The 26274-nt window shown below is 51.6% G+C and carries 15 protein-coding genes; 5 read left to right on the forward strand and 10 right to left on the reverse strand.

The annotated features are described in order from the left end of the window. Window positions 1–55 precede the first annotated feature (55 nt). The 5 genes from AC3CB2_RS04570 to AC3CB2_RS04590 all read left to right on the forward strand — a co-directional run bounded on the left by AC3CB2_RS04570 (window position 56) and on the right by AC3CB2_RS04590 (window position 8313). Window positions 56–2209: a thiamine pyrophosphate-dependent enzyme gene (locus AC3CB2_RS04570; protein ID WP_352930562.1), complete on the forward strand. Its 2154-nt coding sequence runs from the start codon at window positions 56–58 to the stop codon at window positions 2207–2209. After that, window positions 2209–3771, forward strand: coding sequence for an indolepyruvate oxidoreductase subunit beta family protein (locus AC3CB2_RS04575; protein ID WP_352930560.1), 1563 nt, complete (start codon window positions 2209–2211; stop codon window positions 3769–3771). Before AC3CB2_RS04570 ends, AC3CB2_RS04575 begins: the two co-directional genes overlap by 1 nt. A 580-nt stretch (window positions 3772–4351) precedes the next feature. Next, window positions 4352–5629 carry an aromatic amino acid transport family protein gene (locus AC3CB2_RS04580; protein ID WP_014285424.1) on the forward strand — a complete coding sequence of 426 codons (1278 nt, stop codon included), beginning with the start codon at window positions 4352–4354 and terminating at the stop codon, window positions 5627–5629. A 70-nt stretch (window positions 5630–5699) separates the two neighbouring features. After that, window positions 5700–7070, forward strand: a complete 1371-nt coding sequence (locus AC3CB2_RS04585) for an L-serine ammonia-lyase (RefSeq protein WP_014285425.1) — start codon at window positions 5700–5702, stop codon at window positions 7068–7070. A gap of 154 nt (window positions 7071–7224) precedes the next feature. Then, entirely contained in the window at window positions 7225–8313 is a 1089-nt protein-coding gene (locus AC3CB2_RS04590; RefSeq protein WP_352930558.1) for an endonuclease/exonuclease/phosphatase family protein, read from the forward strand. An 80-nt stretch (window positions 8314–8393) separates the two neighbouring features. On the opposite strand, the gene AC3CB2_RS04595 is transcribed toward AC3CB2_RS04590, so the two are convergent. Genes AC3CB2_RS04595 through AC3CB2_RS04640 form a run of 10 tightly spaced genes read right to left on the reverse strand, consistent with a single transcriptional unit; the run spans window position 8394 to window position 26271 of the window. After that, window positions 8394–11543 (reverse strand): hypothetical protein, encoded by a 3150-nt coding sequence (locus AC3CB2_RS04595; RefSeq protein ID WP_352930556.1) that lies wholly within the window; start codon window positions 11541–11543, stop codon window positions 8394–8396. A gap of 30 nt (window positions 11544–11573) precedes the next feature. Then, a complete protein-coding gene (locus AC3CB2_RS04600) occupies window positions 11574–14837 on the reverse strand; it encodes a hypothetical protein (protein ID WP_352930554.1) in 3264 nt (1087 codons plus the stop codon). 46 nt (window positions 14838–14883) lie between these two features. After that, window positions 14884–17622, reverse strand: coding sequence for a hypothetical protein (locus AC3CB2_RS04605; RefSeq protein ID WP_352930552.1), 2739 nt, complete (start codon window positions 17620–17622; stop codon window positions 14884–14886). A 51-nt stretch (window positions 17623–17673) separates the two neighbouring features. After that, window positions 17674–21303 (reverse strand): type VI secretion system membrane subunit TssM, encoded by a 3630-nt coding sequence (tssM, locus tag AC3CB2_RS04610; protein WP_352930551.1) that lies wholly within the window; start codon window positions 21301–21303, stop codon window positions 17674–17676. Next, window positions 21300–22721, reverse strand: a complete 1422-nt coding sequence (gene icmH, locus AC3CB2_RS04615; protein WP_352930549.1) for a type IVB secretion system protein IcmH/DotU — start codon at window positions 22719–22721, stop codon at window positions 21300–21302. Before icmH ends, tssM begins: the two co-directional genes overlap by 4 nt. 28 nt (window positions 22722–22749) lie before the next feature. Further along, window positions 22750–24087 carry a type VI secretion system baseplate subunit TssK gene (gene tssK / locus AC3CB2_RS04620; RefSeq protein WP_054782554.1) on the reverse strand — a complete coding sequence of 446 codons (1338 nt, stop codon included), beginning with the start codon at window positions 24085–24087 and terminating at the stop codon, window positions 22750–22752. Continuing rightward, window positions 24087–24581: a type VI secretion system lipoprotein TssJ gene (gene tssJ / locus AC3CB2_RS04625; RefSeq protein ID WP_352930547.1), complete on the reverse strand. Its 495-nt coding sequence runs from the start codon at window positions 24579–24581 to the stop codon at window positions 24087–24089. Before tssJ ends, tssK begins: the two co-directional genes overlap by 1 nt. Further along, window positions 24571–25386 (reverse strand): FHA domain-containing protein, encoded by an 816-nt coding sequence (locus AC3CB2_RS04630; protein ID WP_208982128.1) that lies wholly within the window; start codon window positions 25384–25386, stop codon window positions 24571–24573. Before AC3CB2_RS04630 ends, tssJ begins: the two co-directional genes overlap by 11 nt. Before the next feature lie 4 nt (window positions 25387–25390). Beyond that, the gene (locus AC3CB2_RS04635) at window positions 25391–25681 is read right to left on the reverse strand and encodes a PAAR domain-containing protein (RefSeq protein WP_037035904.1); all 291 of its coding nucleotides are present in this window, start codon (window positions 25679–25681) and stop codon (window positions 25391–25393) included. Beyond that, the gene (locus AC3CB2_RS04640; protein WP_008546483.1) at window positions 25678–26271 is read right to left on the reverse strand and encodes a DUF6931 family protein; all 594 of its coding nucleotides are present in this window, start codon (window positions 26269–26271) and stop codon (window positions 25678–25680) included. Before AC3CB2_RS04640 ends, AC3CB2_RS04635 begins: the two co-directional genes overlap by 4 nt. Window positions 26272–26274: the final 3 nt, after the last annotated feature.

The following is a 26274-nucleotide window of genomic DNA, read 5'->3' on the forward strand; positions in this document are numbered from 1 at the left end:
AACTCCTAACAAAGTTCGCGTTCACGGGATTTGTCATGCTTTCACGGGAGGGAGTATGGCAGAAAGATCCTTTGTAAAAGAGGTCGAGAAACTTCGCGCAGGCGAGGGCGAAGTATTCCGCGGTGAGGGCATTCTGGCCATCACCAAAGCACTGCTGGAAAATGGCGTAGGCTATGTGGGCGGCTATCAGGGCTCTCCCATCAGTCACCTTATGGATGTTCTGGCCGACGCGCAGGATATTCTGGGCGAGCTCGGCGTGCATTATGAAGCCAGCGCCAGTGAAGCGGCTGCGGCTGCCATGCTGGCCGCCTCGGTTCATTATCCCATCCGCGGCGCCGTCACTTTCAAATCAACAGTTGGCACCAATGTGGCTTCCGATGCTTTGGCCAACCTTTCATCAGGCGGCGTCACCGGCGGTTCGCTTGTGATTGTGGGTGAGGACTACGGCGAAGGCTCCTCCATCATGCAGGAGCGCAGCCACGCTTTTGCCATGAAAAGCCAGATCTGGCTGCTCGATCCGCGCCCCAACCTGCCATCCATCGTGAAAGCCGTGGGCGATGGGTTTGAACTCTCCGAAGCCTCAAACACCCCCGTCATGCTTCAGGTCCGCATCCGCAGCTGCCATGTGCATGGGGAGTTCACCACCAAAGACAATGTGCGCCCATCCATGACAGTGGCTGACGCACTGGAAAATCCGCGACGTGACCTCAATCGTATCGTCTTGCCACCAGCTTCCTTCCTTCATGAGCAGGAGAAGGTGACCAAACGCCTGCCAGCAGCGCTGAACTACATTCAAAAGCACAAGCTGAATGAACTCTTCGGGCCTCAAGACCGTAAGGTTGGCATTGTGCTGCAAGGCGGCATGTACAATGGCGTGATCCGCGCCCTGCAACGCCTTGGGCTGGCAGACATCAACGGCGAAACCCAGATCCCGCTTTACGTCATGAACGTGACCTATCCGCTGGTTCCCGCAGAACTCATGGATTTCTGCAAGGGCAAAGATGCGGTGCTTGTGGTGGAAGAGGGTTATCCGGATTATCTGGAACAAGCTGTCGGTGCCATGCTGCAAAAAGAGGGTCTCAGCACCAAACTGGAAGGCAAAGGCCCATTCCCGGAAGCTGGAGAGTATACAGGGCAGGTGATGCTGGACAGCATCCAGAGCTTCCTTGCCACTCATTCAGATTCACTGCCCGGCAAAGGTCGCGCCCCAAACACGCCGGGACCGCTGCCAGATGTGGAACAGCTGAAAGAAGTCGTCCCCATGCGTCCGCCGGGGTTCTGCGTCGGATGCCCGGAACGCCCAATCTTCGCCGCCACGAAACTGGTGGAAGAGGAACTTGGCCCGCATCACATCGCCTCTGATATTGGCTGCCACCTGTTCTCTATCATGCCGCCGTTTGGCATCGGCTCAACGACCATGGGGTACGGATTGGGGCCAGCGTCTGCCTCAGCCTTCAATATCGATGAAACAGATCGCCGCTCCATTTCCTTCATCGGTGACGGCGGTTTCTGGCACAACGGCCTGACCACCTCCATCGGCAATGCGGTCTTCAACCAGAATGATGGCGTGATTGTTGTCGTCGATAACTACTACTCCGCAGCCACCGGCGGGCAGGACATCCTGTCTTCACGGGCTAACAACAAGAGCAAATCCACCAAGCATCCAATCACAGAAGCGGTGAAAGGCATTGGCGTCAAATGGGTCCGCCAGATAGATCGTACCTACGATGTCACTCAGATGCAGTCTGTTCTGAAAGAGGCACTGACCACGGACGTCAAAGGCCCGAAGGTGATCGTTGCTTCCTCTGAATGTATGCTCAACCGTCAGCGCCGCGAGAAGCCGATCATCAATCAGGCCGTCAAAGAGCAAAAACGCGTGGTGAAAACCCGCTTCGGCGTCGATGAAGACGTCTGTACCGGCGACCATGCCTGTATGCGCCTGTCCGGTTGCCCATCTCTGACCGTCAAAGAGCTGGATGACCCGCTACGCGATGATCCGGTCGCCCACATCGACCAGAACTGTGTCGGCTGCGGCAACTGCGGGGAGGTGGCAGACGCCGCCATCCTTTGCCCTTCGTTCTATCAGGCCGACACCATCCATAACCCGAGCAGTTCTGAGCGGTTCTTCCGCAAGATACGCGACCGTATCATCAGCTCGCTGCAAAACTGGCGCGAACGCCGTACCCTGATCATTGAGGAGGTAAACTGATGGAAATCGACACTCAATGGCAGGCCTTGGGCACAGGCGAAGACGCAACCCGCACCATCACCAAGGTCGCCATCTTCGCCGTCGGTGGACAGGGCGGCGGTGTGCTCACAGACTGGATAGTCAATCTGGCCGAAGCCAACGGCTACAAAGCCCAGTCCACCTCCGTCGCAGGGGTCGCCCAGCGCACCGGGGCCACCATCTACTACGTGGAAATGACACCTGATAACAGCAAAGCACCGGTCTTCTCTCTCAGCCCGTCACAAGGCGATGTCGACATCGTCATCTGCGCAGAACTCATGGAAGCAGGCCGCGCTGTCATCCGTGGTTTCGTGACCGCTGACAAGACAACACTCATCGCGTCTTCCCATCGTATCCTCGCGGTGTCAGAAAAGATCGTGCCGGGCAAAGGCGAGCAGGACAGCAACGCCGTTCTCTCCCGTCTTAGCAGCGCCTCACAAAAGCTGGTCGCCTTCAACATGGAAGACGTCGCCGCAGAAAACGGCAGCGTCATTTCCTCCAGCCTCTTCGGCGCACTCGCTGGTTCAGGCGCACTGCCGTTCCCAAAAAGCACTTATGAAGAAACAATCCGCAAAGGTGGCAAAGGCGTCAACGCCAGCCTAACCTCTTTCAACGCCAGTTTCGATCATGCTCAATCTGCTGGAGCTGCCGGATCGCCTGTTACCAAGAAACCAGAACAATCAAAGCCAGCAACTTCGCTCACGGCACGCGGACCAGCTCGAAAACTGGCAGCCTGGCAACTGCTTTTATCCCGCATCGAAGCGCTTCCGGAACAGACCCGCGACATGGCTCTGGCCGGTCTGCGCAAGACGGTTGAGTTTCAGGATCTGGAGTACGGCGAAGAGTATCTCAACCACCTCGAAATCATGCTCGCCAGTGATACTGAAAATGAGAGTTGGGAACTGACCCGAACAGCAGCCAAGTATATCGCAAATGCTATGTGTTATGACGACACAATCCGGGTCGCCGACATAAAAACGCAAAAAACACGCTTTCAACGCGTTCATCGGGAAGTGGGCCCAGCGGCGGGTAGTCAACTGGAGCTGACTGAGTATCTTCACCCCCGCATGGAGGAAATCTGCGGCACACTGCCAACACGGCTTGGCAGATGGATCGAAGCGCGGCCCGCAGTCTTCAATTGGCTGGACAGGCGCGTCAACAAAGGCCGGCGTATCAGGACCCGATCCATTCGCGGGTTCCTAAGTCTTTGGCTCATCAGCAGCTTAAAGCCGTGGCGACGTAGCTTTCTGCGACATCAGATTGAGACAGCCCACCTGCAAAGCTGGCGCGATCTTGCGCTCAAAACAGTCCATTCAGACTACCAGCTTGCCGTAGAAATCCTCAAATGCCGCCGTCTCATCAAGGGGTATTCAGATACACATATCCGCGGTCACTCCAAATTTGACCGGGTTTTATCCTCTCTTGCCCTGCTCAAAGGGCGAAAAGACGCTTCAGACTGGCTCAGACGCCTTCGGGAAGCTGCTTTGCTGGATGAAAAAGGGGATGCTTTGGAAGGTGCATTGAAGACAGTTCAAACCCTCTGATTGAAATCAGGGGGAAAGAATGACGCATTTGAAATTTTTCCTCCGATTATAATTAATGTATGCATTTGTGTGCCTTAGCGAATTTTGACGATTTTGCCGAGCGCACAAAATGCGCATGCAAGAGGCATATTGTCGTCATTTGAAGGAAAGTAAGCGCGCTCGTTTAAAGCATACAGCAGCATGCAATACTACGTAGTTTCAATACTACAGATGCCTTAAAGTACCTCTAGGTCAGTGATATACCGTTGTGAAACAGTATGTTGACTGCATATATTAGCGGAGCGTCATGTTTAAGTAATGTGAAGTCTTCGGTGACGCAAACGGCAATTAATAGGGTTTCCCTGAAAAATACTATTTAATCGCGTGATTTACGCGTCCGCGGCAGATTGTTGCACACTTCGTGGTGCTACGCGCTATTAAACGGAAGTCGTATCTTGTATCGCTGCGTTATTATGGCGCGCATGATGTGTATTTAAACGTATGGTCTTAAAATTTTAACATAAGTATATCAGGTCCCCGTCCTAGAGAGACTGGGAAATTCTCCTAGGGCACATGAGTGGCACATGGGGATATAAAAGAAATGTCAAGCATTAATGCGACCGAAGTCGAAGTCGCCCCTAAAGAAACGGTAAAATTTACAAAAGAAGATCTTACCTGGTCTTTGTCCATGTTCGGTACTGCAGTAGGTGCCGGCGTACTGTTTCTTCCAATCCGTGCAGGTCTTGAAGGCTTCTGGCCACTGATCCTGATCGCAGCTCTCGTAGGTCCAATGACCTACTTCTCTCACCGCGCACTGGCTCGCTTTGTTCTCTCCTCCAAGAACAAAGACGCAGACATCACTGATGTGGTTGAAGAGCACTTCGGTAAAACAGCAGGTCTGCTGATTACCTTCTTCTATTTCTTCGCGATTTACCCAATCGTGTTGATCTACGGTAACGCGATTACCAACACCATCGACAGCTTCATCGTCAACCAGCTCGCAATGCCTGCAATCCCACGCTGGCTCCTGTCTGGTATTCTTGTTGCAATGATGATGGGCGTGATGATCCTGGGCCGTCGTCTGATGCTCGTAGCAACTGAGCTTCTGGTATACCCACTGGTTCTCATCCTGTTCGGTATGTCCGTTTACCTGATCCCATCCTGGTCTTTTGAAGCAATGAGCTTCGACAACATTCCAGAAGTTGGAACTCTGCTGACTGTGGTGTACCTCACCATTCCAATGCTTATCTTCTCCTTCAACCACAGCCCAGCCGTTTCCTCCATGGCTCTGGCTCAGCGTGAAGCACATGGTGATAATGCAGTTGCAAAGTCCGACATCATCCTGAAGCGCGCTTCTGTGATGCTCCTTGGCTTCGTTATGTTCTTCGTATTCAGCTGCGTTCTCGCACTGTCTCCTGAACAGCTAATGGAAGCAAAACAGCAGAACCTCCCAGTCCTGTCTTACCTTGCAAACGTGTTTGACAGCCCACTGATCTCCTTCATGGGTCCACTGGTTGCGTTCCTGGCAATCTTCTCTTCCTTCTTCGGCCACTACCTCGGTGCAAAAGAAGGTCTTGCAGGTATTGCGAAAAAAGCTGCTCCAAAGGCTGTTGAAGGCCTCGGCGAAAAGAAGTTCAACACTCTCCTCGTTGCATTCTTCTTCTTCTCCGTCTGGGGTGTTGCAATCATCAACCCATCCGTTCTTGGCATGATTGAATCTCTGGGTGCTCCGTTCATCGCAGCAATCCTGTTCCTGATGCCAATGTACGCAATCAAAAAAGTCCCAAGCATGAAGAAGTACGATGGTGCGCTGTCCAACATCTTCATCACCGTAATGGGCGTCATCGCAATCTCCGCGATCGTAAAAGGCCTCTTCTAAGAAGGTCGACCAACAAAATTGAACCGGTGTCTTCGGACACCGGTTTTTCTCTCCCACTGAGGTTCACGTTATGTTCAGCGTTTTTGACATCTTCAAAATCGGTGTAGGTCCATCCAGCTCCCACACAGTCGGGCCTATGAAAGCGGCAAAGCAGTTCATTGATAGTCTGCGTGCTCAGGATAAACTACGTGATGTGACGCGTATTGCAGTCGACATTTATGGCTCGCTGTCTTTGACAGGTAAAGGTCACCATACAGACACAGCAATCATTATGGGACTTGGTGGAAACTCTCCCGAAACCGTTGATATTGACAGTATTCCAGAGTTCATCCAGCGCGTAGAACAGACAGGACGCCTTCCGGTTGGCATGCATTGCCACGTGGTTGACTTCCCAAATGATGCAATCACATTCCACCGTCCAGCGCTGGAACTGCACGAAAACGGCATGCGCATTCATGCCTTTGCAGGTGGAGAAAAGATCTTCTCCAAAACTTACTATTCCATCGGCGGTGGCTTCATTGTTGATGAAGAGAATTTCGGCAAGGAAGCAACCAACGAAGTTGCTGTCCCTTACCCTTACAAGTACGCGGCTGAATTGCTTGACCACTGCCGCCAGAACGGCATGAGCATCTCTGCTCTGGTTCTGGAAAACGAAAAGGCATTTCGCAGCGAAACAGAACTGCGTGAAAGCTTCGGTCGTGTCTGGAACGTCATGCGCGATGGCATCGAGCGCGGCAGCAACACGGAAGGTCTTCTGGCAGGCCCTCTCAAGGTACCACGCCGCGCCGCTGCATTGCGCCGTCAGCTCACAGCGACAGAGCGCAGCAGCAACGACCCAATGGCGACTGTCGACTGGGTCAACATGTTCGCATTGGCTGTGTCTGAAGAAAACGCTGCCGGTGGCCGTGTTGTAACAGCCCCAACCAACGGCGCAGCAGGTATCATTCCTGCGGTTCTCGCGTACTATGACAAGTTTATCGAACGCCTTGAGCCAGAGCACTATACAAAGTTCTTCCTCGCTGCTGGCGCTATTGGAGCGCTGTACAAGACCAATGCCTCCATCTCTGGTGCTGAAGTCGGCTGTCAGGGTGAAGTTGGCGTTGCCTGTTCCATGGCAGCAGCAGGCCTTGCAGAGCTTCTGGGTGCAAGCCCGGCGCAGGTCTGCATCGCAGCTGAAATCGGCATGGAACACAATCTGGGCCTCACATGTGACCCGGTTCTGGGGCAGGTGCAGGTGCCATGTATTGAGCGCAATGCAATCGCCTCGGTCAAAGCGATCAACGCGACCCGCATGGCAATGCGCAGAAACTCTGACCCATGCGTCTCCCTCGATAAGGTCATCGCGACCATGTACGAAACCGGCAAGGACATGCTGGCCAAGTACCGCGAAACCTCGCAGGGCGGTCTGGCACTGAAAGTGGTGCCGATTGCAGCCGAGTAAACACGGCAGTCAAACCTATGAAGAAAGCTGGCCCTCGGGTCAGCTTTTTTGTGTCTGAGCCTTCAAATTCCTGAAACATTTAAAACTGCACGGGCACTCGGAACCGGCCACTAACTCCTGTTTGGTACTCCCAAAAGAAAAAAGGGAGAAACCCATGAAATCCTTGTTACTGGGCGCAACGATCCTGGGGCTGGCGATGCCGGCAGCTTATGCCCAAGACAAACCCGTCACGGTCGTCAGCTACAATGTCCAAAATCTCTTCGACACGATCGATGACGAGAACAACCCACAAGATGACACTTATCTCTCCAAGGAAGAGAAAGAAGCTCGTGGCAAGGAACATGAGGAAGCTTGTGAAAGCTATAATGAAAAGGGCTCCCACTATTACAAACAATGCATCGAGCTAAACTGGGGTGAAGAGAGCTACTCAAAAAAACTGATGACACTTGGTGAAGTTATCCGCTCGTTCCCGGAAACGCCTGATATTCTCGTTTTACCTGAAACAGAAAACAAACAAGTGCTGAATGATCTGGTCAATAAGGCTCTTTCGGGATTGGACTACAAGTCCGTCATTCAGCTCGACACCTCCAACAACGAGCATAACCGCGGAATCGATGTCGGCATCATCTCTCGTCTTCCGCTGAAGGGAGAACCGGAAACCATCACCGTGTTTGGGGAGGGGGATGAGAACACTCATGATTGTAAGCCAACCCGAGACATCGTGAAGGCAGAGTTTGAAATGCCGGACGGTGAAAGCATGTATGTCTTCGGTGTCCACTTCCCATCTGGTGCTGCTTATCAATGCCGCAAAGATGCGATGGAAGTGCTCAACAAAGAGCGTGCAAAGCTTCCTGAAGATGCCAATGTGGTGGCAGCAGGTGATTTCAACTTCAACTGTACTGATGTGCAAAATGGTGAGTTTCAAGCCTTGGCGCGGGAAGGGCACTGGAGTTACCCGCCTGAGATCGTAGGCTGTGCAGCACCCGGCAGTGCGTTCTACTACAGGGACCAGAGCTGGTCATTCCTGGACATGATCCTCGTCTCCAGCGCTTTGCGTCCTGATCAGGACAGCAACAGCACATGGTTTGCAGATCTGGGTAGCTTCCACACAGTCGTTACCCACCCAAGCCAATATGCGCAGGATGCCCGCAATAAGGTGCGTCCTAAGCGTTTCGATGCCGACAACAATCAAGGTGCCAGCGACCACTGGCCAGTCCTCATGCGGTTCCTGAGGCGCTTCTGAAAGTGTCTCTCAATCGATACAGACAAAAAAGAACCGGCCTGAAAGTTCAGGCCGGTTTTTACATGCCAAGTTTTTGAGTTCTATGCGGTGCTATAGAGCTTCAGATCAGCAGTGATCTCACGGTGCACCAGCTCAATCTGTGCTGACATCGCATCCACAACAGCTTCCATCTCTGAATGGCGCTCACCAGCAGTCCATTTCTCGACCTTCGGATCAGTAGGTTTATCAGCCACAGGTGAGTAAGCATCCAGGGCCTTCTTCAGATTTTCCAGTTCGGTGTCCACCTGAGTGGCATACTCAACAACAGCCTTCATGCCATCAGGCTTACTGAGCTGCTCATCACGCACTTCTGGGTACTTGAATGGATCGCCATTACAAAGCTTGTGAAGCTCTTTGATGGACCGGTCGATGTTTGGTGTCAGACAGCTGTCCCGTGACATCCGCGGATAAGCCCGCACTGTCGCTGCTTTCTTGAACAGGAACCAGGACTTCAGTGTCAGGTCCGGCGTGCAAGGATGCCAGTTTTCGACCTTTGGAACACGGCGTAGGACCACAGGGTCATCGCTGTAAAGTGTCTCAAAATACCGGACAACAGCGGAGCAAACATCAGTGCTGGAGACCAGAACCTCTGGTGTCAGACCGCAGTTACGGCCAACCTGCCGGGCGATTGGGTCTTTTTCCTCCACGATGCCATAGGCGAGCACACACTTGGCGAGGGTAGAGTTACCAGCAATCGCGGCACGGGCTGCCTTACGGTTGGCAGGGTCTTTGCGGGCTTCCTGATACTTCTTCCAACCATAAATGATCTTCGCGCGGCCATAAGTCTTGTAGCCGAAGTCAGAAAGTGCACGGCCCATGTTCATACCGGCAGAAATACCGGCTGAAGCTTGTGTCGCGTCAGCCAGACGCGCGATCTCGGCAGCCACACCAACAACAGAGAAGAACGTATTGAGCGTCTTTTGGCTCACCTGAATGGCCGCCTGCGTGTGGCGTTCTTTGATCGCATGGTAGTAAACCGAGTTACTGGCTTCCGCGAGATTGACGTTCTTCCGCCATTTCTCAACTTCTGCTGACTTTTTAGCCAGTGCAATCGCATCCATGGTCAGCTTGCGAATGGCCTCTGCAAGACCTGTGACCGGGAAGATGGTCGTGACCGCTTTCACACCGCCATTGGCAATGGTCTCGATCATTTTCATCTTCATCTGAGAAGCCTTGATATCTGCAAGCAGAATATCGATAGCTTTCAGAGATTTCTCGACGGCCTTCGCATCATTGGGATCTTCAGGAGACGAAGCTTCTTCGATTAGCTGTTGAAGCGCTTTATGCTCTTCTTCCGCTTCCTTCTCGATCTTATCCATATACTCTTTGCGTTCTTTTGGATCAGCGAGTTTCGTCTTCAGGTCAGCAAGAGCGTTGCCTGTCTTTTGTTCTTCGATCTTTTTCAGCGCAGCAGCCGTATTCTTTTTGACGATCTCTGCGTCTTTCTCATCGCGGCCCGGCTTCTGCAACTTGCCGATACCGCCAGTCAGCAGGGCATTGACGTTTGCCATGATGTCATCGTCAGAAAGCAGCGCCATGCTCTTTTCAACGCTCTGAACACCGGCACTTGGACCTGCCAACTTCAGCTTTTTCTCAAGAATTTGCTGTGGGGTCAGACCTTCAGTCTCCGCTTCACCTTCTTCTGTCAGCTCACCTTGATCGGGCTGGATTTTCCCTGAGATCGCATCACCGATCGCATCAGACCCAGTTGCACTGGCAAGGTTCGCAAGACCACCCGTCAGCGCCTCGGCAAAGGCCTGATAGTCACCATCAATCAATGCTTTCGTCGCTGCTCCGGCATCCGTCGTGGCAATCATCGCGGCTTTAAGAGCCTCACCAACAATCTCAGGTGTTGAGGATTCTGTTCCACTCAATTGGGCACCGGATGAAATTGTCGTGCTCAAGGAATCTGCTAGTGTTCCAATAATGGACATAACAGCTTCCTGCGCACCTTCCTTATCCGGTGCCTGAGTGGCTTGCAGGATCTTTTCAGATACACGGCCACCAGCCATTGCAACGTCAATCAGGCCGGAAACGCCTTCAAAAATGTTGCCGTGATCGTCTTCGCCTTTTCTGTCTGAGGCAGATTTGTCAAAGGCAGCACCTGCAGAAAGAACATTCTTGATCTGCTCACCAATCAGCTCTCCCGCTTCATTGGCAAAGCTCAGCTTATCCGCCGCGGTCTTACCTTTCTGTTCGGAAAACACGATGCCTTTCTCAGCTGCTGCCAGACCTGTATCAAGCAGAGTGGTTGTTGCAGTGAACAGGGCACGTTGCTCGGCGACCCAGTTGGCGTCTTTGGAAAGGTTATCACTTAGCGAATTCAAGGCATTGTCGATATTGGAAACCTTCTGAAGCTGATCTCCGTAAGATCCGGCTTCCTTCGCAGCCTTTAACACATCTTCCGAACTCGCATTCGCATCCATATTGAGCGACTTGCGCAGGTCTCCGGTCACCTGACCTTTCTGATTGTTCAGAACTTCCTGCTTGGCAGAAATCTGGTCTTTATCTGGTGCACCTTCTGCCACTGTGTTCAGGTTGGCCAGAGTGATGGCATTGGAGCCGATGGCTGTCGCAAGGGTAACCACATCACGCGCAAATCCGATTGCCTCGAGCGCATTCTCATGTTTGGAGGCTGTCTCACTATGCTCTTCAAGCTTTTGCTCGTAGATCTTGGAGCCGCCTTTGAACATCTTCTCAAACTGGCTGTATCTGGAAGGAACCAGATTGGACGGAATAATCCCTTCACGTACGAGGGGGGTCCAAAGCTCTCGTGTAATGTCCTCTTCAGAGAACATATCGTTACCGTCTTTGTCTTTTGCGGCGATCATCTCAGCCTGACGAGCCAGAATGCGCTCGAAAGCGGCATTCAGCTTCTTCAGTGTTTCAGCATTGATTTCACCGCTGTCAGCGCGAATGTCAGCACGGGTATCGATTTCCGTCTGCATATCCCCGGTCATCCAAGGCATTTTGGTGCCAGAGCCGGGAAGCTTGAACCACTTCTCATTTCGCGCCAGCGTGACTTCAAAATTCTGGGCCTCGCGAATGGTTTCCTTATCCCCATCCAGCTTGGTCATAATGTCATTCAATCGGCCTGCTTTGGCGGCAACACGCTCAGAGTTTTGTTCAAACTCGCCGGCGCCTTGTTGCGCTGTTTTGAGCCAATCAAGCTGCTTTGAGGTAAAAGTCATGACAAACTCCAAATCACAGAGGAGAACGGGTTAAGCTGTGTAGGTTTTCAGATCTGAATTCACATCTCGAAGGATTAACGTTGCCTGCGCTTTCAAAGCATCAGCAACTTCCGACATTTCGACATGCAATTTTCCACCTTGCCACGCCTGAGTTTTAGGATCTTTCGGCTCAGCGTTGACCGGCCGGAATCCTTTGAACTCTTTCTCAAGGGTTTCCAGATGCTTTTTCACGTTGGTGGCCAAAGTGACGATCTTTGCCTGCCACGCTTCATCGGACATCAGATCATCACGTACGGATGGATAATTGAAAGGGTCACCACCACACAGCGTGTGAAGTCCCTTCAGGGCCTGATCAATGGCCGGTGTCTTACAAGAAGCCTTCGCCATCAGCGGGTAAGCCTTTGTGGAGGCCGCACGCTTGAAGCTGAACCAGCTCTTGAGGGTAAGATCAGGCGTACCTGGATGCCAATTGGTGACCTTCGGAACACGGCGAAGAACAACAGGGTCTTCGCTATAAAGTGTCTCGAAGTAGCGGACCACCGCCGCACAAACATCCGAGTTGGAAACCAATACTTCAGGCGTCAGGCCGCAGTTCCGACCAACCTGTTGTGCAATCGGATCGCGCTCCTCAACAATGCCATAGGCCAGCACGCACTTGGCAAGCGTGGAGTTCCACGCAATAGCTTCACGAGCCTTCTTGCGGTTCTCAGGGTTTTTGCGCGCATCAAGATACTTCCGCCAACCAAAGACAATCTTTGCACGACCATAGGTCTTGTAACCGAAGTCAGAAAGAGCCTGACCCATGTTCTTGACCATGGACATACCGGTGGCGGCCTGTGTTGAGTCAGCAAGACGAGCAGCTTCAGTTGCAACACCAATCATGGACAAGAACGTATTGATCGTCTTCTGGCTCACCTGAACAGCTGCTTGCGTATGGCGTTCTTTACAAGCGTGGTAGTAGGGTGAGTTTGAGGTTTGTGCCATCTTCACATTGCGGCGCCATTTCTCAACCTCAGCCGCCTTCTTACCAAGGGCGATTGCATCAAAAGCAAGCTTTCTACAAGCCTCGACCATCCCTGTAGCTGGCACAACGCGCACAAGCACTTGAACGCCGCCCTTGGCGATCTTCTCAATCAGCTTGTACTGCATCTCAGAAGCTTTGATGTCTGCAATCAGCTTCTCAACGGCTTCCATCGATTTGGCAAGCGCCTCGCCATCCTTCGGATCGGGTGGAGGAGAGGCTTGTTCGATCAGGTTCTTGAGAGCCTTGGTTTCGGCTTCTACGTCCGCTTCGAGTTGCGCCATAAACTCTTCACGGTCTTTCTTTTTTGATTGTTTCTTTTTGAAGTCAGCAAGAGCATCCCATGATTTCTTGGCTTCAAGTTTCTGGATTGCGGCATTGGTGCGCTTCAGCGTTTCCGCATCCATCTTCTTCTTTTCATTCGCCTCGCGAAAAGCGTCCTGCATCTCACGCATATTGTTGGTGATTGTGTGCAGGTAGCTTGGATCCTGAAATCCATCGAGAAACTTTTCTCGCTCCGTTCGCACAAAGGCACAGCCAGACCGATCCAGTTTCCGTGCCATCAGTTCACGGGGAGTGAGATTGCCGAGCTCTTCTTTTTCTTCTTCAGTGTTAAGCGCAAGGTCAGGCTTAGCCATAGCGGCGAGGGGGCCTGTAGTCGCAGATGAGGCTGCTTGCATGAGCCCCAGAACAAGAGATTCTCCGAAGGCTTTGTAATCTTTATCTTTTATCGCCTTGACGGCTGTGCCGACATTAACGCCTGCTACAAAAAATGCCTTGATTGAAACACCGATAAGCTCGGTCTGGTCAGCTGCATTTCCAGGACCTGGACCGGCATCGGGATCACCATAGGCGAAAGTCTTACTCTCATCTTTGAGAGTGTTTTTGGAATCTTCTTTGCCGGTGTCGACGTATCCCTGAACATCACCTGCTGCAAAAAGCGCTTCAGCGATTGTATCGGCAACTGAACCAGCAATCTGCAAAACAGCATTTTCTATTTCCTTAGTGGTTTTTGCTTGTGTTGCTAATACAATTTTCCGCGCAACCTGATTGGCCTCAATAGCTGCAGTGATAGCACCAGATGCGTAAGACAGGTTCTGGAGCGTTTCCTTATCAGCTGTGCCTGCAAACTCAATTTTGTCTGTTGTTTGATGTTCCTCGTGCTCATAGGTCTTGCTGGTTGCTTCCAACGCAAGTTTCACCTGACTGGCAACGACGTCTGCCGCATCTTGTGCAAATGCAAGAGTGTTCCTTGCATTCTTTTCCCTATCTGCGAACTTGATTCCTTTCTCAGCCATCGCCAGACCACCATCCAATAATGAGGTGGACATGGTCAGCAAAGCCTTCTCTTCTTCGAAGAGCTTGGTTTGCCCCATCAGCTGTTCAACCAGCTGTGTTTGAGCGAGTTCAACATTCTTATAGCTTTGGATTTCACAGGCGTACTTGCCATCTGGGGCCGCTGCAGCAGCATCCAGGACTTCTCCGTCTGTCGTATTCGGTCCAAGTTTCAGTTTAGTGCGAAGATCACCTGCGATCTGATCCTGCTTGCTTTTGAGAACCTGACGCTTGGCGGCAATCTCGCGCTTTTCTGCCAATGACTGAGATTGGTCCTCAAAGTTTGCAATTGTAATCGCAGTGCTGCCAACGGTACCGGCCAGTGAGACCACATCCCGCGCAAAGCCAATGGCCTCGAGGGTATTTTCATATCTGGAAGCTGTTTCACTGTGCTGTTCAAGCTTGTTCTCGTAAATCTCCGAAGCGCCCTGAAACATCTGCACAAACTGGCTGTACTTATCCGGAACCAGGTTGGAAGGAATGATCCCTTGACGAACCAAAGGAGTCCAAAGTTCACGGGTGATGTCCTCATCCGTGAAAAGTCGTGTTTTTCCATCCTTCTTTTTGGCAGCAAGCATTTCTGCCTGCCTCTGAAGGATTTTGTCGAATGCTATGTTTAGTGCATCAACATTTTCGGCAGGGATCAGGGGTGTTTCGGAGGTCACATCGGCATAGGAGTCGACCTCTGTCTGCATGTCACCCGTCATAAAATCCATTTTGGTTTTCTGCAGCTTCCGCTTGAAGAAACCAGGATCACGAGCCAGTTCAATCTGGAAATCCTGAGCCTTTTGGATGACTGCTTTGTCTGCATCCAATTTGGCTAAAATATTGGTCAGTTCCGCAGATTTCTTCTCGTCGTTTTCACTATCTGCTTCGAAGCTTTCAACACCGCCCTGGGCTTGAGAAAGCCATTCGATCTGGGAGGGAGTTAAAGACATAACAAACTCCACGATGGGGTCGTTTTCGACCCTTCTTGGTTATATTTTAGCCGCCAAGCGACAGAAGTTTTACTTCAAGCTGAACCAGCTCAGGACGCAGAATGTTCAGATCATTCGGGAGGTCACTGAACGGATGCCGCATATAGAGCTGTATAGCCTTACTGTTATCGAGCTGCGCAATCAGTGGACGAACCTGCCTAAGGGCGTTCTCACGCGCCTTTTTGCGTTCTTTCAGATCTTTTGACTTGTCTGCGATCACTGCAACATTCTTAGGTAGTTCAGCAAGGGCCAGAGGCTGAGAGATGCTTGAGGCGAACTTACGCAAAGCCGCCACATCCACGGCTTCTTCACCTGCATCCTGCTTGTCCTTCACCGCATTCACAAATGTGCCGTCGATGTATTTCTTGGCCTTATCAAGACGCGCGAGACAGTTGTCTGAGAACTTGGAAATGTCCTTGGCAATGTCTTCACGGAAACCGGTGATTTCACCGCGCATTGCATCCAGAGCACTTTCCAGCTCTTTCAGCTTGGCAAGGTTCTCTTTATGCGAATGAGATGCATCTGAGTTCTCTTCAAGATCCGCAATTTCGAGCCGAAGTTCCTTCAGCCGTGAGGTATCGAACTTGCTGGGATCAACACGTTCAACACCCTTGTAGTAAGCAAGGATACGCTTGATGGAGATGTCTTTCGACGTCATCATGTCCAGCTCGTCTTTGAGCGGGCCAGACTTGGCGAGGAAGGCTTCCTTCGCTTCCTTCTGCTCTTTCTTGCGGGCAACACCCTTCTTGTAATCGTCTTCCAGTTTCTTGAAGTGTTTCAACTCTTCAGCGCTGAAACGATCTGCATCGGTGATCTTTTCACCTTTGGCTTCCATTTCGGCAAGCTTATGCAGGTGGCTCAACTGGCCTTCCAACTCAAGCACGAAACGGTCAACACGGAAGATTAGGCGGTTTGCAAGATCCAGTGAGTGAGCGAGTTCATCGTTCGTGGTTGCGTTATAAGCAAGGTCTTTCGCCTGATCGAAGAAAAGATCCAGTTCACCGTGATACTGCTTGACCTCATCAGGGGCGAAGAGGGAACCAATCATCTTGGCCAGCTTAGGATCAGCCTTGCCCATCTGAGCCAGAAGCTTAGGGATCTCCGTAAACTGGTTCTCGATAATCTTGACCTTTGTATCGAACAGCTCGCGGTTCTTCACGGCTTTCCGAACACCTTCCTCAAGTGGATGAAGCTGCTTGGTTTCCATTTCGGTACAAGCCGTCAAAGCCTTTTCAATGTTCATGGAAAGGGCTTCATCCTCCAGCTCGTCGATGTCATCTTTCAGGCGCAGGCGTTCCTCAATGTAGTAGGCGCCTTCTTTGCCTTTCGAGATTTTGTCGATCTTTTCGCGAAGCTTATCGAGGTTTTTCGTGAGCTTCTTGTAGCCGCCAGGATCTTTCTGAATGCCAGAAAGTATGGCCTCAGCTCTCAAAAACTCCTCAACGGCGATGTCTTCCACACCGGTAACGCCAGAGGCTTTCAGCTCATCCAGGAAGTCAAAGGTTTCAAGCAGACTATCAATGGTCTTGCGAGGAATTTCCTTGGCATCTTTGGGCCGGCGCGGGATCTGGATCATCACATCCTTATCCAGACCGGGCACATCACCCGCCCGCTTAACTGCGCGGCGCTCATCCGGTTTCGTGACGAGATTGCCGTCCTTGTCGTAAAGAACCAACTTCTTCAGGTCATCACGGAACCGTTCAGTCCGTTCGCTCAGTTGGGCCGCATCCCACTTTTCTTCCTTCCGCATGCTGTTTTTGTGTGCTGCAGAAGCTTTGAGGGACGTCAACAGACTACGAATAGTTGGAACTGTATGCGCAGAGTCAGCCATGTACTTGTCGAGGTCAGACTCAACATTCCCCGCGGCATCCGTCAAACCTGAGTTTCTCAAGCTGGTCGAAAGCTTCTGAATATGAGTTTTAAGCTGATTGAACTCAACAACAGCTGCAACCGCCATCTCTGTCTCATAAAGCAAGATTTCCCATGCAGGGTCATCTTTTCCGAGTTGGGCAGCTCTCACATCCTTCAGGGTCTTGCCCAGTCGTTCTGCCGGACCGGAAAAGCCGATAGCGGTCATGGCCTTGATGCCATGGCCAACTTCCATCACATTTTGCTTCAGCTCTGCTGGAACTGGCGGCTCTGTAGGCTGGCTCTTGGCAGCTGCGACGACGCCTTGCCAGAGCGTCTGCATGTCATCAATGGTAGATTCTGCATCCAGCAGGCTGTTGTGCGCACCATCTGTATCTTTGGTTTTGATTTCCAAAGCAGCAGTCTGGATAAGTGCTTTAGCGTTCTCATAGCTCTTATCAAATGCAATCGCTTCACTTGGATACTTCTCAAAATCCTTCTTATGTCCATAAACAGAGTTCAGTCGTTCTAGAAGCTGCTTGCTTTGAGTTGCAAGCGCCGCCATTGCGTCTGAATCTGTGTCTTCATTCTCATGGACAAAGTGATCTTTGACGTCTGCTTTCAGGTCGGTGAGCTGAGCCGTAACGTCTTTGAGTTTTTCGTCACTCTCTTGCTTAATGCGTTCAGCAGTTGCTTCAGTAACTGCTGCGCCAATCTTCTTGTCGTCTTCAGCTTTGGTTTTGGCAGTGGCCTGTGCAATCTCTTTTTCTTCTTTTTCTTTGATTGCGGCAGCTGTCTCACGTTCAGCCTCTTCCTTTTCCTTAAAGGTCCAGCCAAGAGCTTTATAAACCGCTTGCACCCATTGGAGTTGTTCGGGTGTTAGTTGATCGTCAGACATTCGAGGCTCCACTTAGTATTGTTATTTTAGAGAACCACTTAACCCGGTGTTCTATGCGTCGAGCTCCTTGGGGCAGGTGAAATTCTGAAGTAGCCTTGCGGAGAATGGATTGTTCACGCTGTTCGCGATGAGATTGAAGGTGGCAAAACGATTTCCAAGCGAAAATCTCACCTTGTATTGATCTGGTATCTCAGTCTTCGTTACGCGTGCCTTTTCCAATAATCTAAAGAGGGACCAGGGTCCGCTGAGATTGATGGAGTTAGCTTCTCCGGCAACCTCAGGAAAAAATGCCAGGCTAGCAGAGGGGACGCCATCGCCGGGCCAACTCAGTTCAACGGGGCGAGACGGGCCATGTGCATAGCTTACTGTCGTCCCATCCACGGTGAGCGCGACACGGGTAGATCCGATATCCAGATCCAGTGGGGTCATCGTGAATGCAACAGATGGTTTATCCCCCCCATTTGCGAAATATGCGTTGCGAATATCGTTAGCTTTTTCGAAGACTTGAAGGCTGTCTTTGGAGACCCCAATCCGTGCGTTCTCGCCATCTCTCCATTTCCATGGTGTGCTGGATGTATCGACGAAGGATTTGATGTTGGTATTGAAAAACGCTTCAATCTTACCGCCGGGTTTAAACAGGGTCGAAAAGTCATCAAGCATGACAGATGCTTTTTGCCCATCAGCCACCGGATACCGATTGGTCAATGCAGTGCTGCAAAGTGGCAAAACCTCAGAATCCCAGGCTGCGTTGATTGCTTTTTGCGCATCGTTGGAAGTCACCTGAGATGAAAACTGAAGCATCTCCTGTATCCAGCTCTGCAACGGCATCGGCAGGTTTGGAGCCTCGTCCTTAAGCGTCTTAACCGCATCACTACCGCCACCAAGAATGTAGCTAAGCGCATCCTGCTGACTGTTGTTGGCAAGCAGAATTCGGTTCAATTCACGATAAAGATCAGTGACCTGCATCAACAAGGCATCCAGAGGTGTCGTGCCACTGCCACTGCCCAATGTGTAGTTATCAAGCGCCTCAAAACGGGCCTGAACGGATGATCCGGGAGGTGCCGTTCTCGGACCACCTTCACTAGTCGGAACAGCTTCACCAAGTACTTCAACCAGCTGCTGCTGCCTCAGGTTGGTTGTTGCACGGGCTTCTTCCTGTGCAATACGCGCAGCACCACCAGCCACGTTTTGAGCAATGCCAGTCGCACTGGAGGGGGCTTCAGTACGAGTCAGCTGAGTTTGCTCTGCAACAGAAACAAGCATGTTTCGGATTGGGGAATTGGGACCTGAGGCGGTGTTAATGACGTCAGTGGCTTGTGCCAAACTACCGAATTTTACGATCCGCAGGTCTGCCAGCATCGCATCCCACATACGGGCGTAGTCATCCAGATAAAGCCCAAGGACACCGCGTTCGATCCGAGTAACCGTCTCTTCTTTGTTCTCAAGCTGGCCATTGGGACCCAGCACCCAGCTTTCTCGAACGAAGCTCTGAATGCTGTCCACCAGTTGAGGCAGGAAGACACCGTGGAAGCCATCGTAGGTGTAAAGCCCAGGTATTCCTTCGGTTAACGGTTTCCCGGAGGAGCGGGTAAAGACGCGCGTCGTGGCGGAACCGCCAGCTTCATCAGGCCGCCATTCAGGCAAGTTCTGAGCAGCTTGACCGGCCTTGATAAAAGAATAGGCAAGTTCTGCAATTGGCTGCGCGTTCAGGATTTCCCGAACTTGGCTAACCAATTGTGTGTTCACATCAATCCGAACCTTGAAAGGTTGTTGAAGTAATGCGGCAAGGTGGTTGGAGAGTTGCTCACGTTCTGTGACCTGGCGTGGATCACTGTAGAGCGTTTGCCAGTCTGTTTCTTCCCAACGTTGAATGATCTCAGGTTCAATCGGTCCTTTATCAGCAAGCTCAAGATAGATGCGCAAAGCCTCGAACAGGAACTCAGGGTTATCGATGTTCGCAACCATCTGCTGCTCAAGACGCAACATCATGCGAGGACGGAGATAGCGTTCCAGCCCATTGTGATAGAGCGCATCAGCATCCTCAGCAACAATCGGAATCTGGTTAAGACCCCAACGCTCATTCTGAGGTGGTTTCTCCTGCTGATCAGAGTATCCCCCGGGCAGATCACGAAGATAGTTCAGCAATGGCAACACAGCCAGATAGTTCGCATCATTCACACGCACCGCATCAATACGATCTGCAAATTTTGGAAACTCTTTCAGGTCCGCATTCGCGCGATTGATGATGTTTTCCTGATTAAGCTCATAGCTGATAACCCAGACGGTCGTCAGGAATGCCAGAGCTATAAAACAAGCGGCCAGTGAAAGACGTTTCCTGATCTTTTGCTTGCGCATCACCTGCTTGCTTTCGCCTGCAAGGTTGCCCTCACCAAAGATCAGGTCAAAGAATAAACGCTCAAGAAAGTAAGCATGCCGCTCATATGGGGCGGAGGGAAGGGCTTGCCGGCCAACCCCATAAGCCTGCGCAATAGAACCCGCCAACAGATCGACAGGCTGCCCTTCTTGAGTTGCTGAGGTGAAGTATACACCACGCAGGAAACTACGGTCCTCATAGCGATTAGGCCGGAACATCTCAGTAAGGAAATCGTTCAGCACCGTCTGCAAAGATGCCATCTGCTGCGGGAAGCTGAAGATGAGGCTTCTGTGCTGAATGTCGGTTTCTTTATTGAGATAGTCGTACACACGCGAGTTAAGCTGCTCCATAAGCAGCTCGTATTCCTCGTCAAAGTGACTGATCGCATTCTCTGAGGACTTGCCGTCATCAACAGGGAAGGTCATACCCCAAACCTGATGCCGTTCATCACGCCCAAGGATCTGGAAGTAATCCGTAAAGCCAGCGATCAAGTCCAGCTTGGTGAACATCACATAGATCGGAAATCTAAGCCCCAGCTGTTTCTCAGCTTCTTTGACGCGTTGTTTGACTGTCCGGGCCATATCAAGACGCTGGTCGGACCTCAACGTCACCAGTTTGGCAAGATTGATCGCAATGATCATGCCGTTGAGTGGCTGGCGACGACGATTTTTCTTGATTAAAGTGAGAAGAGTATTCCAGCCAGAAGCATCAATGATCTCGTCCTGATCCTGCATCGTGTAACGACCAGCACTGTCTACGATGATCGCGTTGTTGCTGAACCAGTACTCACATTCTGCCGTCGGCTCCACGGTCGCAGCATCCACTTTCTGACCCAGCTTGTGAGCCAATGGAAACTTCATGCCAGAGCGGAGCAGGGCAGTGGTCTTGCCGGATTCTTCCGGACCAATCATCAGATACCAAGGAAGCTGGTAGATAACGCGGCGCCCGAGCTTCCCATCAACACTGGCTGTTTTAAGAATGTTTAGGCTCTTTTCTACCTTGGTGGTGACAAGAGCAGCCTCGTTCTTTGCCAGCTCGTCTGGGTCGACCTCAGGCTCTTCTTCCTCTTCTTCCTCTTCGTTTTTCGCCTCAGCTTCCCGCGCGCGGCGAGATAAGCGCGCAATATTGATGGCCGCCCAAATCATGAGCAGACCCATCACGACCAGCATACGCACTACAGCCATTGCAAATGGCTTGGCGCCGAAAATGGAAAGGCTTGGACCATAGATCCAAACAACTGCACACAGGATCAGTGTGATGAGGAGCGTAACGAACCAGAAGGGGAAAAAGCGTTTGAGTCTACTCATTGCTGACCTCCCTGGCCAGTGCTAGGGATCAGCGTAATATCAATGCGCCTGTTCTGCGCACGCCCTTCAGCCGTTGCATTGGAAGCAATTGGATCAGCAGAACCTCTACCTATGGCTCTCACACGGTTCTTGTCAGTCAGACGAACCTTGATCAGATCAGCCACGGTCTGCGCGCGCGCTTTGGAAAGCGCCACATTATTTCTGAACTGGGCGTTCCGGATCGGGATGTTGTCAGAGTATCCAACCACATTGATCCTGCCTGGGCGTGTATTCAGCGCCTCTGCCACACGGTTTACAACTGGAATAAACCGAGCTGTCAACGTATCGCGTGCTGTCGCAAACATGCCTGAACCTGTCAGGCGGATAACAACATTCCCGTTGGCATTCATCACGACCACCAGGCCCTGCTGGATCTCTGTGGCAAGGAAGGCACTGATTTGCTGATACGCCGTTGAACTGCGAACAACCTGTGGTGATGAAGGACTACCCGGCGCGCCGGGAGTGACCTGCTGTTGAGGCAGATTAGGCAATGCTGCGCGTGGTGGTGCCGGTTGATGCGTCAGATCGATCGGGCTGGTGTTGATGAGAGATTCATATTGAAATGCAATACGCTCACTCTTCTCACCAAGCCAGAACAACAATATGCCGTAAATCAGCAGTCCGAGAACAGCAGCACCGAAGAAGATACCCCAGACTGGAATAGACCACTTCAGCGGCCTGTAGGCGTCCTCTACACCGCGCCAATGCGGGGAAAGATCTGTTTCCTGATCACCACGTAAGGAGCGAATAAGACGAGAGATACCATAGCGCAACCGCGACATGGTGTTGGTGCCTTGCGGCATGATCCGCAAGCGACCTTCAAACCCGAGTGAAATACAAAGATACAACAATTCCAGAAGATCTTTGTCACGACTTGGATTGGCCTGCGTCTTCCTCAATAGATCATAAAATCTGTCACCACCGGACACGTCCTTATGGAAGTTGCTCACAAGGCTCTGCGTTGCCCAGATACTGCGGCTCCCCCAGGGAGTGTTGAGAATGATGTCATCAAGCGTGGCACAGAGAACGTAGCGTGCAATGCGAATGGTCTTGGACGAGAGGCCACCCAGCATCGAGTTATGTTCAAAAGCACGAATTTCAGAGATAACGTGAGACCGAAGAGCATTCACATCCCGGTGCTGTGCGTGGTTCCGCAGACGTGCAGCAAGCGCAAGCAAACTGCTTGCCGCTTTCACGAGAGCATTGTTGCCAAGGGGCACGAACTGAATGTCATCCGCGCCAAGGAACCAGTAGCCCGCAGGCGTTTGAGCCGGAAGGTTGGTGGCACCCGGCTCCATATGATCCGGATTAGGGGCATCAGTAGAGATGACAGTGTCGATCGAATCCACCGAAAGGGCAGTGAAATCCTTCTTTGCCATAATCTCAGCTCCTCTGTCCGTTCATCGCCTACTGCTCTCTGATCGCCCAGAGTTCCATCACAAGTTTCGGGAAGTCGCCCGCAACATGCAGCGCAAGGCCGCCTGAGACGCGGATTTCGTCCCAATGTGATGAGGCCGGATCCAGTTCGAAATATGCTGTGCCCGTGTGATACGGGATCTGTCGTGGTGCGACTGGCAACTGCTTCACCGCAATGCCTGCCAGCGCCGAGTTCACAAAGTCGCGGATTTGCTCCACTGAGCCGATCGTGATCTGACCCGGGAAGTGACGATTGATCACCTCAGATGGCAGATCAGCACTAACAGCAAGCACAAAGCGCGCTGACTTGATCAGGCTGCGATCGAGTAACATACCAACCCGCACACCGTACTTGCGCTCCTCCAGTGGGATAGGAACAGCTGTCTGCTCCAGAACCGCTGAAAGATGTTGCCTCAAATGGGCAATAACCGGCGCAAACGACTCTGTCAGAGCCTCATGGCGATAGGGTTGAAGCGTTGAAGGTCGCCGTGCCGCTGCCGTGAATGTTGCTAGTTCACCCACCAGCTGAATGGAGATGCGATAGAGCGCTTCCGGATGAAGAGAGGGCGTCTGTGCAAAGTGTGCGTAGAGAGGCTCATACCGGTTGACCGTCTGCAAAAGCAGGAAGTCTGAAATCTCTGCGACGCCCTTGCTGCCAGAGTTTGAAACACGGCCCGCCAAAGCATCTGCACGGTGGCTCAACATGCCCCAGATTTCGCGAATATAGCCATAAAGCACTGAAGAGGAATGCGAGGCGAGGCAAGTGGAGATGTACTCGTCATCCAAAATCACTTGCTTATCAGCCCGCACCTCAATCACACGTGCAATTGGCAGGCAGATCCAGCCATCCAGATCCTCAAAGTCAAACTTGAACGTGAAGCGCAGACGTCCGGTTTCCATCTGCACGCTGGCATCACTGCCAGTAATGGCATCCCGCGCTTCAGATTCATGCACCACATAACGCGCTGCAGTTTCTTGAACGCCCGGATACTCGTACTCATAAGCGCCGGGTTGCCGAATGGGCAGAGCCAAGTAGATGACAGAGTTTTTAACGCTCTCAGGTACTGGAATGGACGCAGGAGCGTCACATTCCTGTGGCATCTTAAAGGGAGTTCCATCCGGCATGACACCGCTGGCGAAATTGAGAGCAAATTGTCCTAGTTTTAGAGCTTCCTGATTGATTTTCAGCTCTGTATGCCCCCATGGGTGAGGGCGAATGCTCGAGATACTGTCACTGACCAGCTGTTCCAGATAGCGATCATGCTGCTGGAAATGCTGCGGCTGTAGAAACAGGCCTTCTGACCAGACAACTTTGTTATGAGTGGTCATTAATAGAACCATCCTTCTTTTACTGTCTTGTCGGGCAGCAGAGTAATTTCAAGCTTGCTTAAATAGGCGATGAGGCTCGATGGTTTGTTGTTTGGAACCGTAATCACCGAGCTCCAGGTCCCTGTATCCACTTTCCGAAAGGCACCAAGCACAGCAACGAAAGCCACACTTGGATCAACCTTGACTGCTACCTTCATGATCTTTCCGGGAGCTATGAAAACTTCCTTCATATCCAGCAGGTTTTTGCCGAGAACCTGGTCTCCTTTTTCAAACAGAGTGAAAAAGTCATGAGTTTTAAACTCGGCATCAGAAGTAAGATAAAAGATCTTGACCTGAACAGGTGTCGACATGCCTTCTGCGTTCTGGTTCAGTTCCTTGTCCGCGATGACGGTTGTCGTGATCATGACAGGCATCGGCATCTCGGCGGAGCAGGAAGCCAGGCCGATACTCAAAAGCAAAATGTACGCAATGCGTTTGATGTGGCTAATCGTCATGTGGTTTACGAGCTTTGTTCTCAATGTCTTTTTTCGGTTCTACATCCCAGTCCTCCGGAATGGTCTGGTGATGCGTTCGAGGTAATTTAAACGCGTCAGATTCAGTACGATTGTGGTCCCAGGCACTTGCACCTTCTTCACTGGAAATGCCGCTGTCGCTTTCAAAAGGTACAGAGCTTGAGTACTTGTAACCTTCAAAGCCATAACTCACTGGTGGAATTGGTTCTTTTCCTTCGCTGGCAGGATAGGAATCCAGCGTTTCAGTGGCTTTGCGAAGGATGGACTCAGGAGACTCAAGCGGGTCATTTAGAACTTCAGAGAGTTCGTCTTCAGAAGAAACGATCTGGTCATCAACCCAGTCATCATCTTCACTCTCAAGTTCTTTGGGAAGCAGGTCTGCAAGCGGATCAGGATTTTCTGGAGCATCCAGGAAGTCATCGGTCTTCAGCCGTGCATCGGCACCTTCGGGCAGAAACTGGGTGCTGATGTAATAGCCGCCTATGCGGATGATATCGCCTTCTTCCAAACCACAAGCCTCGCCGTTCGGAATAGGCTCATCCCAGTCATTGACGAAGGTTCCGTTGGAGCTGGTGTCAACAACGCGATACCCGCCTTCATGCCATTCAACAATGCAATGACGGCGTGATAATTGGTTTGCAGGATCGGGAAGTATCCAATCCGCAGTACTGCCACGTCCTATAACGCAGCGTTCCTGTCGCAATATGCGCGTGCATTTCCCTGTATCGACCAACTCATGCCCCTTGGTCAAAATGAGTACTAAAACGATGCTCGTGTTATCAGCCATATCCTCAGCCCCCGATAAGTACTGTGGGCCAGCCAAGGATGATGGTGCCGCCATGGGCAGTGACATCCAGCATACGCGCCGCCGGCAATCCGACGATCAAAGTGGTGACACTGCCTTTCATTATCGTGTCTGGAGGCCCAACGCAGACGCACATATCCGACATGCGTGCTGCCGGAAGATTCCCGATTAAGACGGTTGGCGCTCCTAGGGATATCGGGCCTCCAACGTGAGGAACGATACCGTTCACCATTGGACAGACATGCATGTCTGTCATACGTGCTGCCGGGAAACTCATAGGGCCTCTATTTCATTATCTGCGAGTGCTCGTCCCAACTTGAAAGCTTTGACTAAGAACTCTTTGGGGTCCTCCACGTTGCTGTCATATACAGACAAAACTATAGATGACCCTACGGCAATACTAGTTAGGTTTTCTGGGGGAGGCGCAGGATCAAACTCGGGGGAACCCATACTTCCACCGCTCCATCCCGCTGCAGCAGCAGCCAGACAAGCGGCAGTTTTATATCCTCCATCATCAGCAATTTTCATTGCTGCACGACGCAGGTCTTCTTCAGGCTTACGGACCCAGTCTTCCGCAGCTTTCAGCGCTATTTCCTCATCATCCGTAGGCACAGTGCCTTCCGGAAAGGACGCTCTGCTGACTTGACTGGCCCACCACACTGCACGTGGTTTACTCAGAGCGTGAGCAAGTACCTTTACGGCATCTGACAGGAGTTCTGCATCCGCCAGGGTATCCACAACTTCGATAGAAGATTTGTTATCTTCTACAAGTGGTGTTGCCTCATCTCCAAGTTCTAAAGGTCTCTTTTCGAGTAGTTCCTTGTAGGAATTGAGGAGCAATGTAGTATTTGTCACGCTATTTTCCATAAT

It is taken from the genome of Pseudovibrio sp. SCP20 (assembly GCF_057774105.1).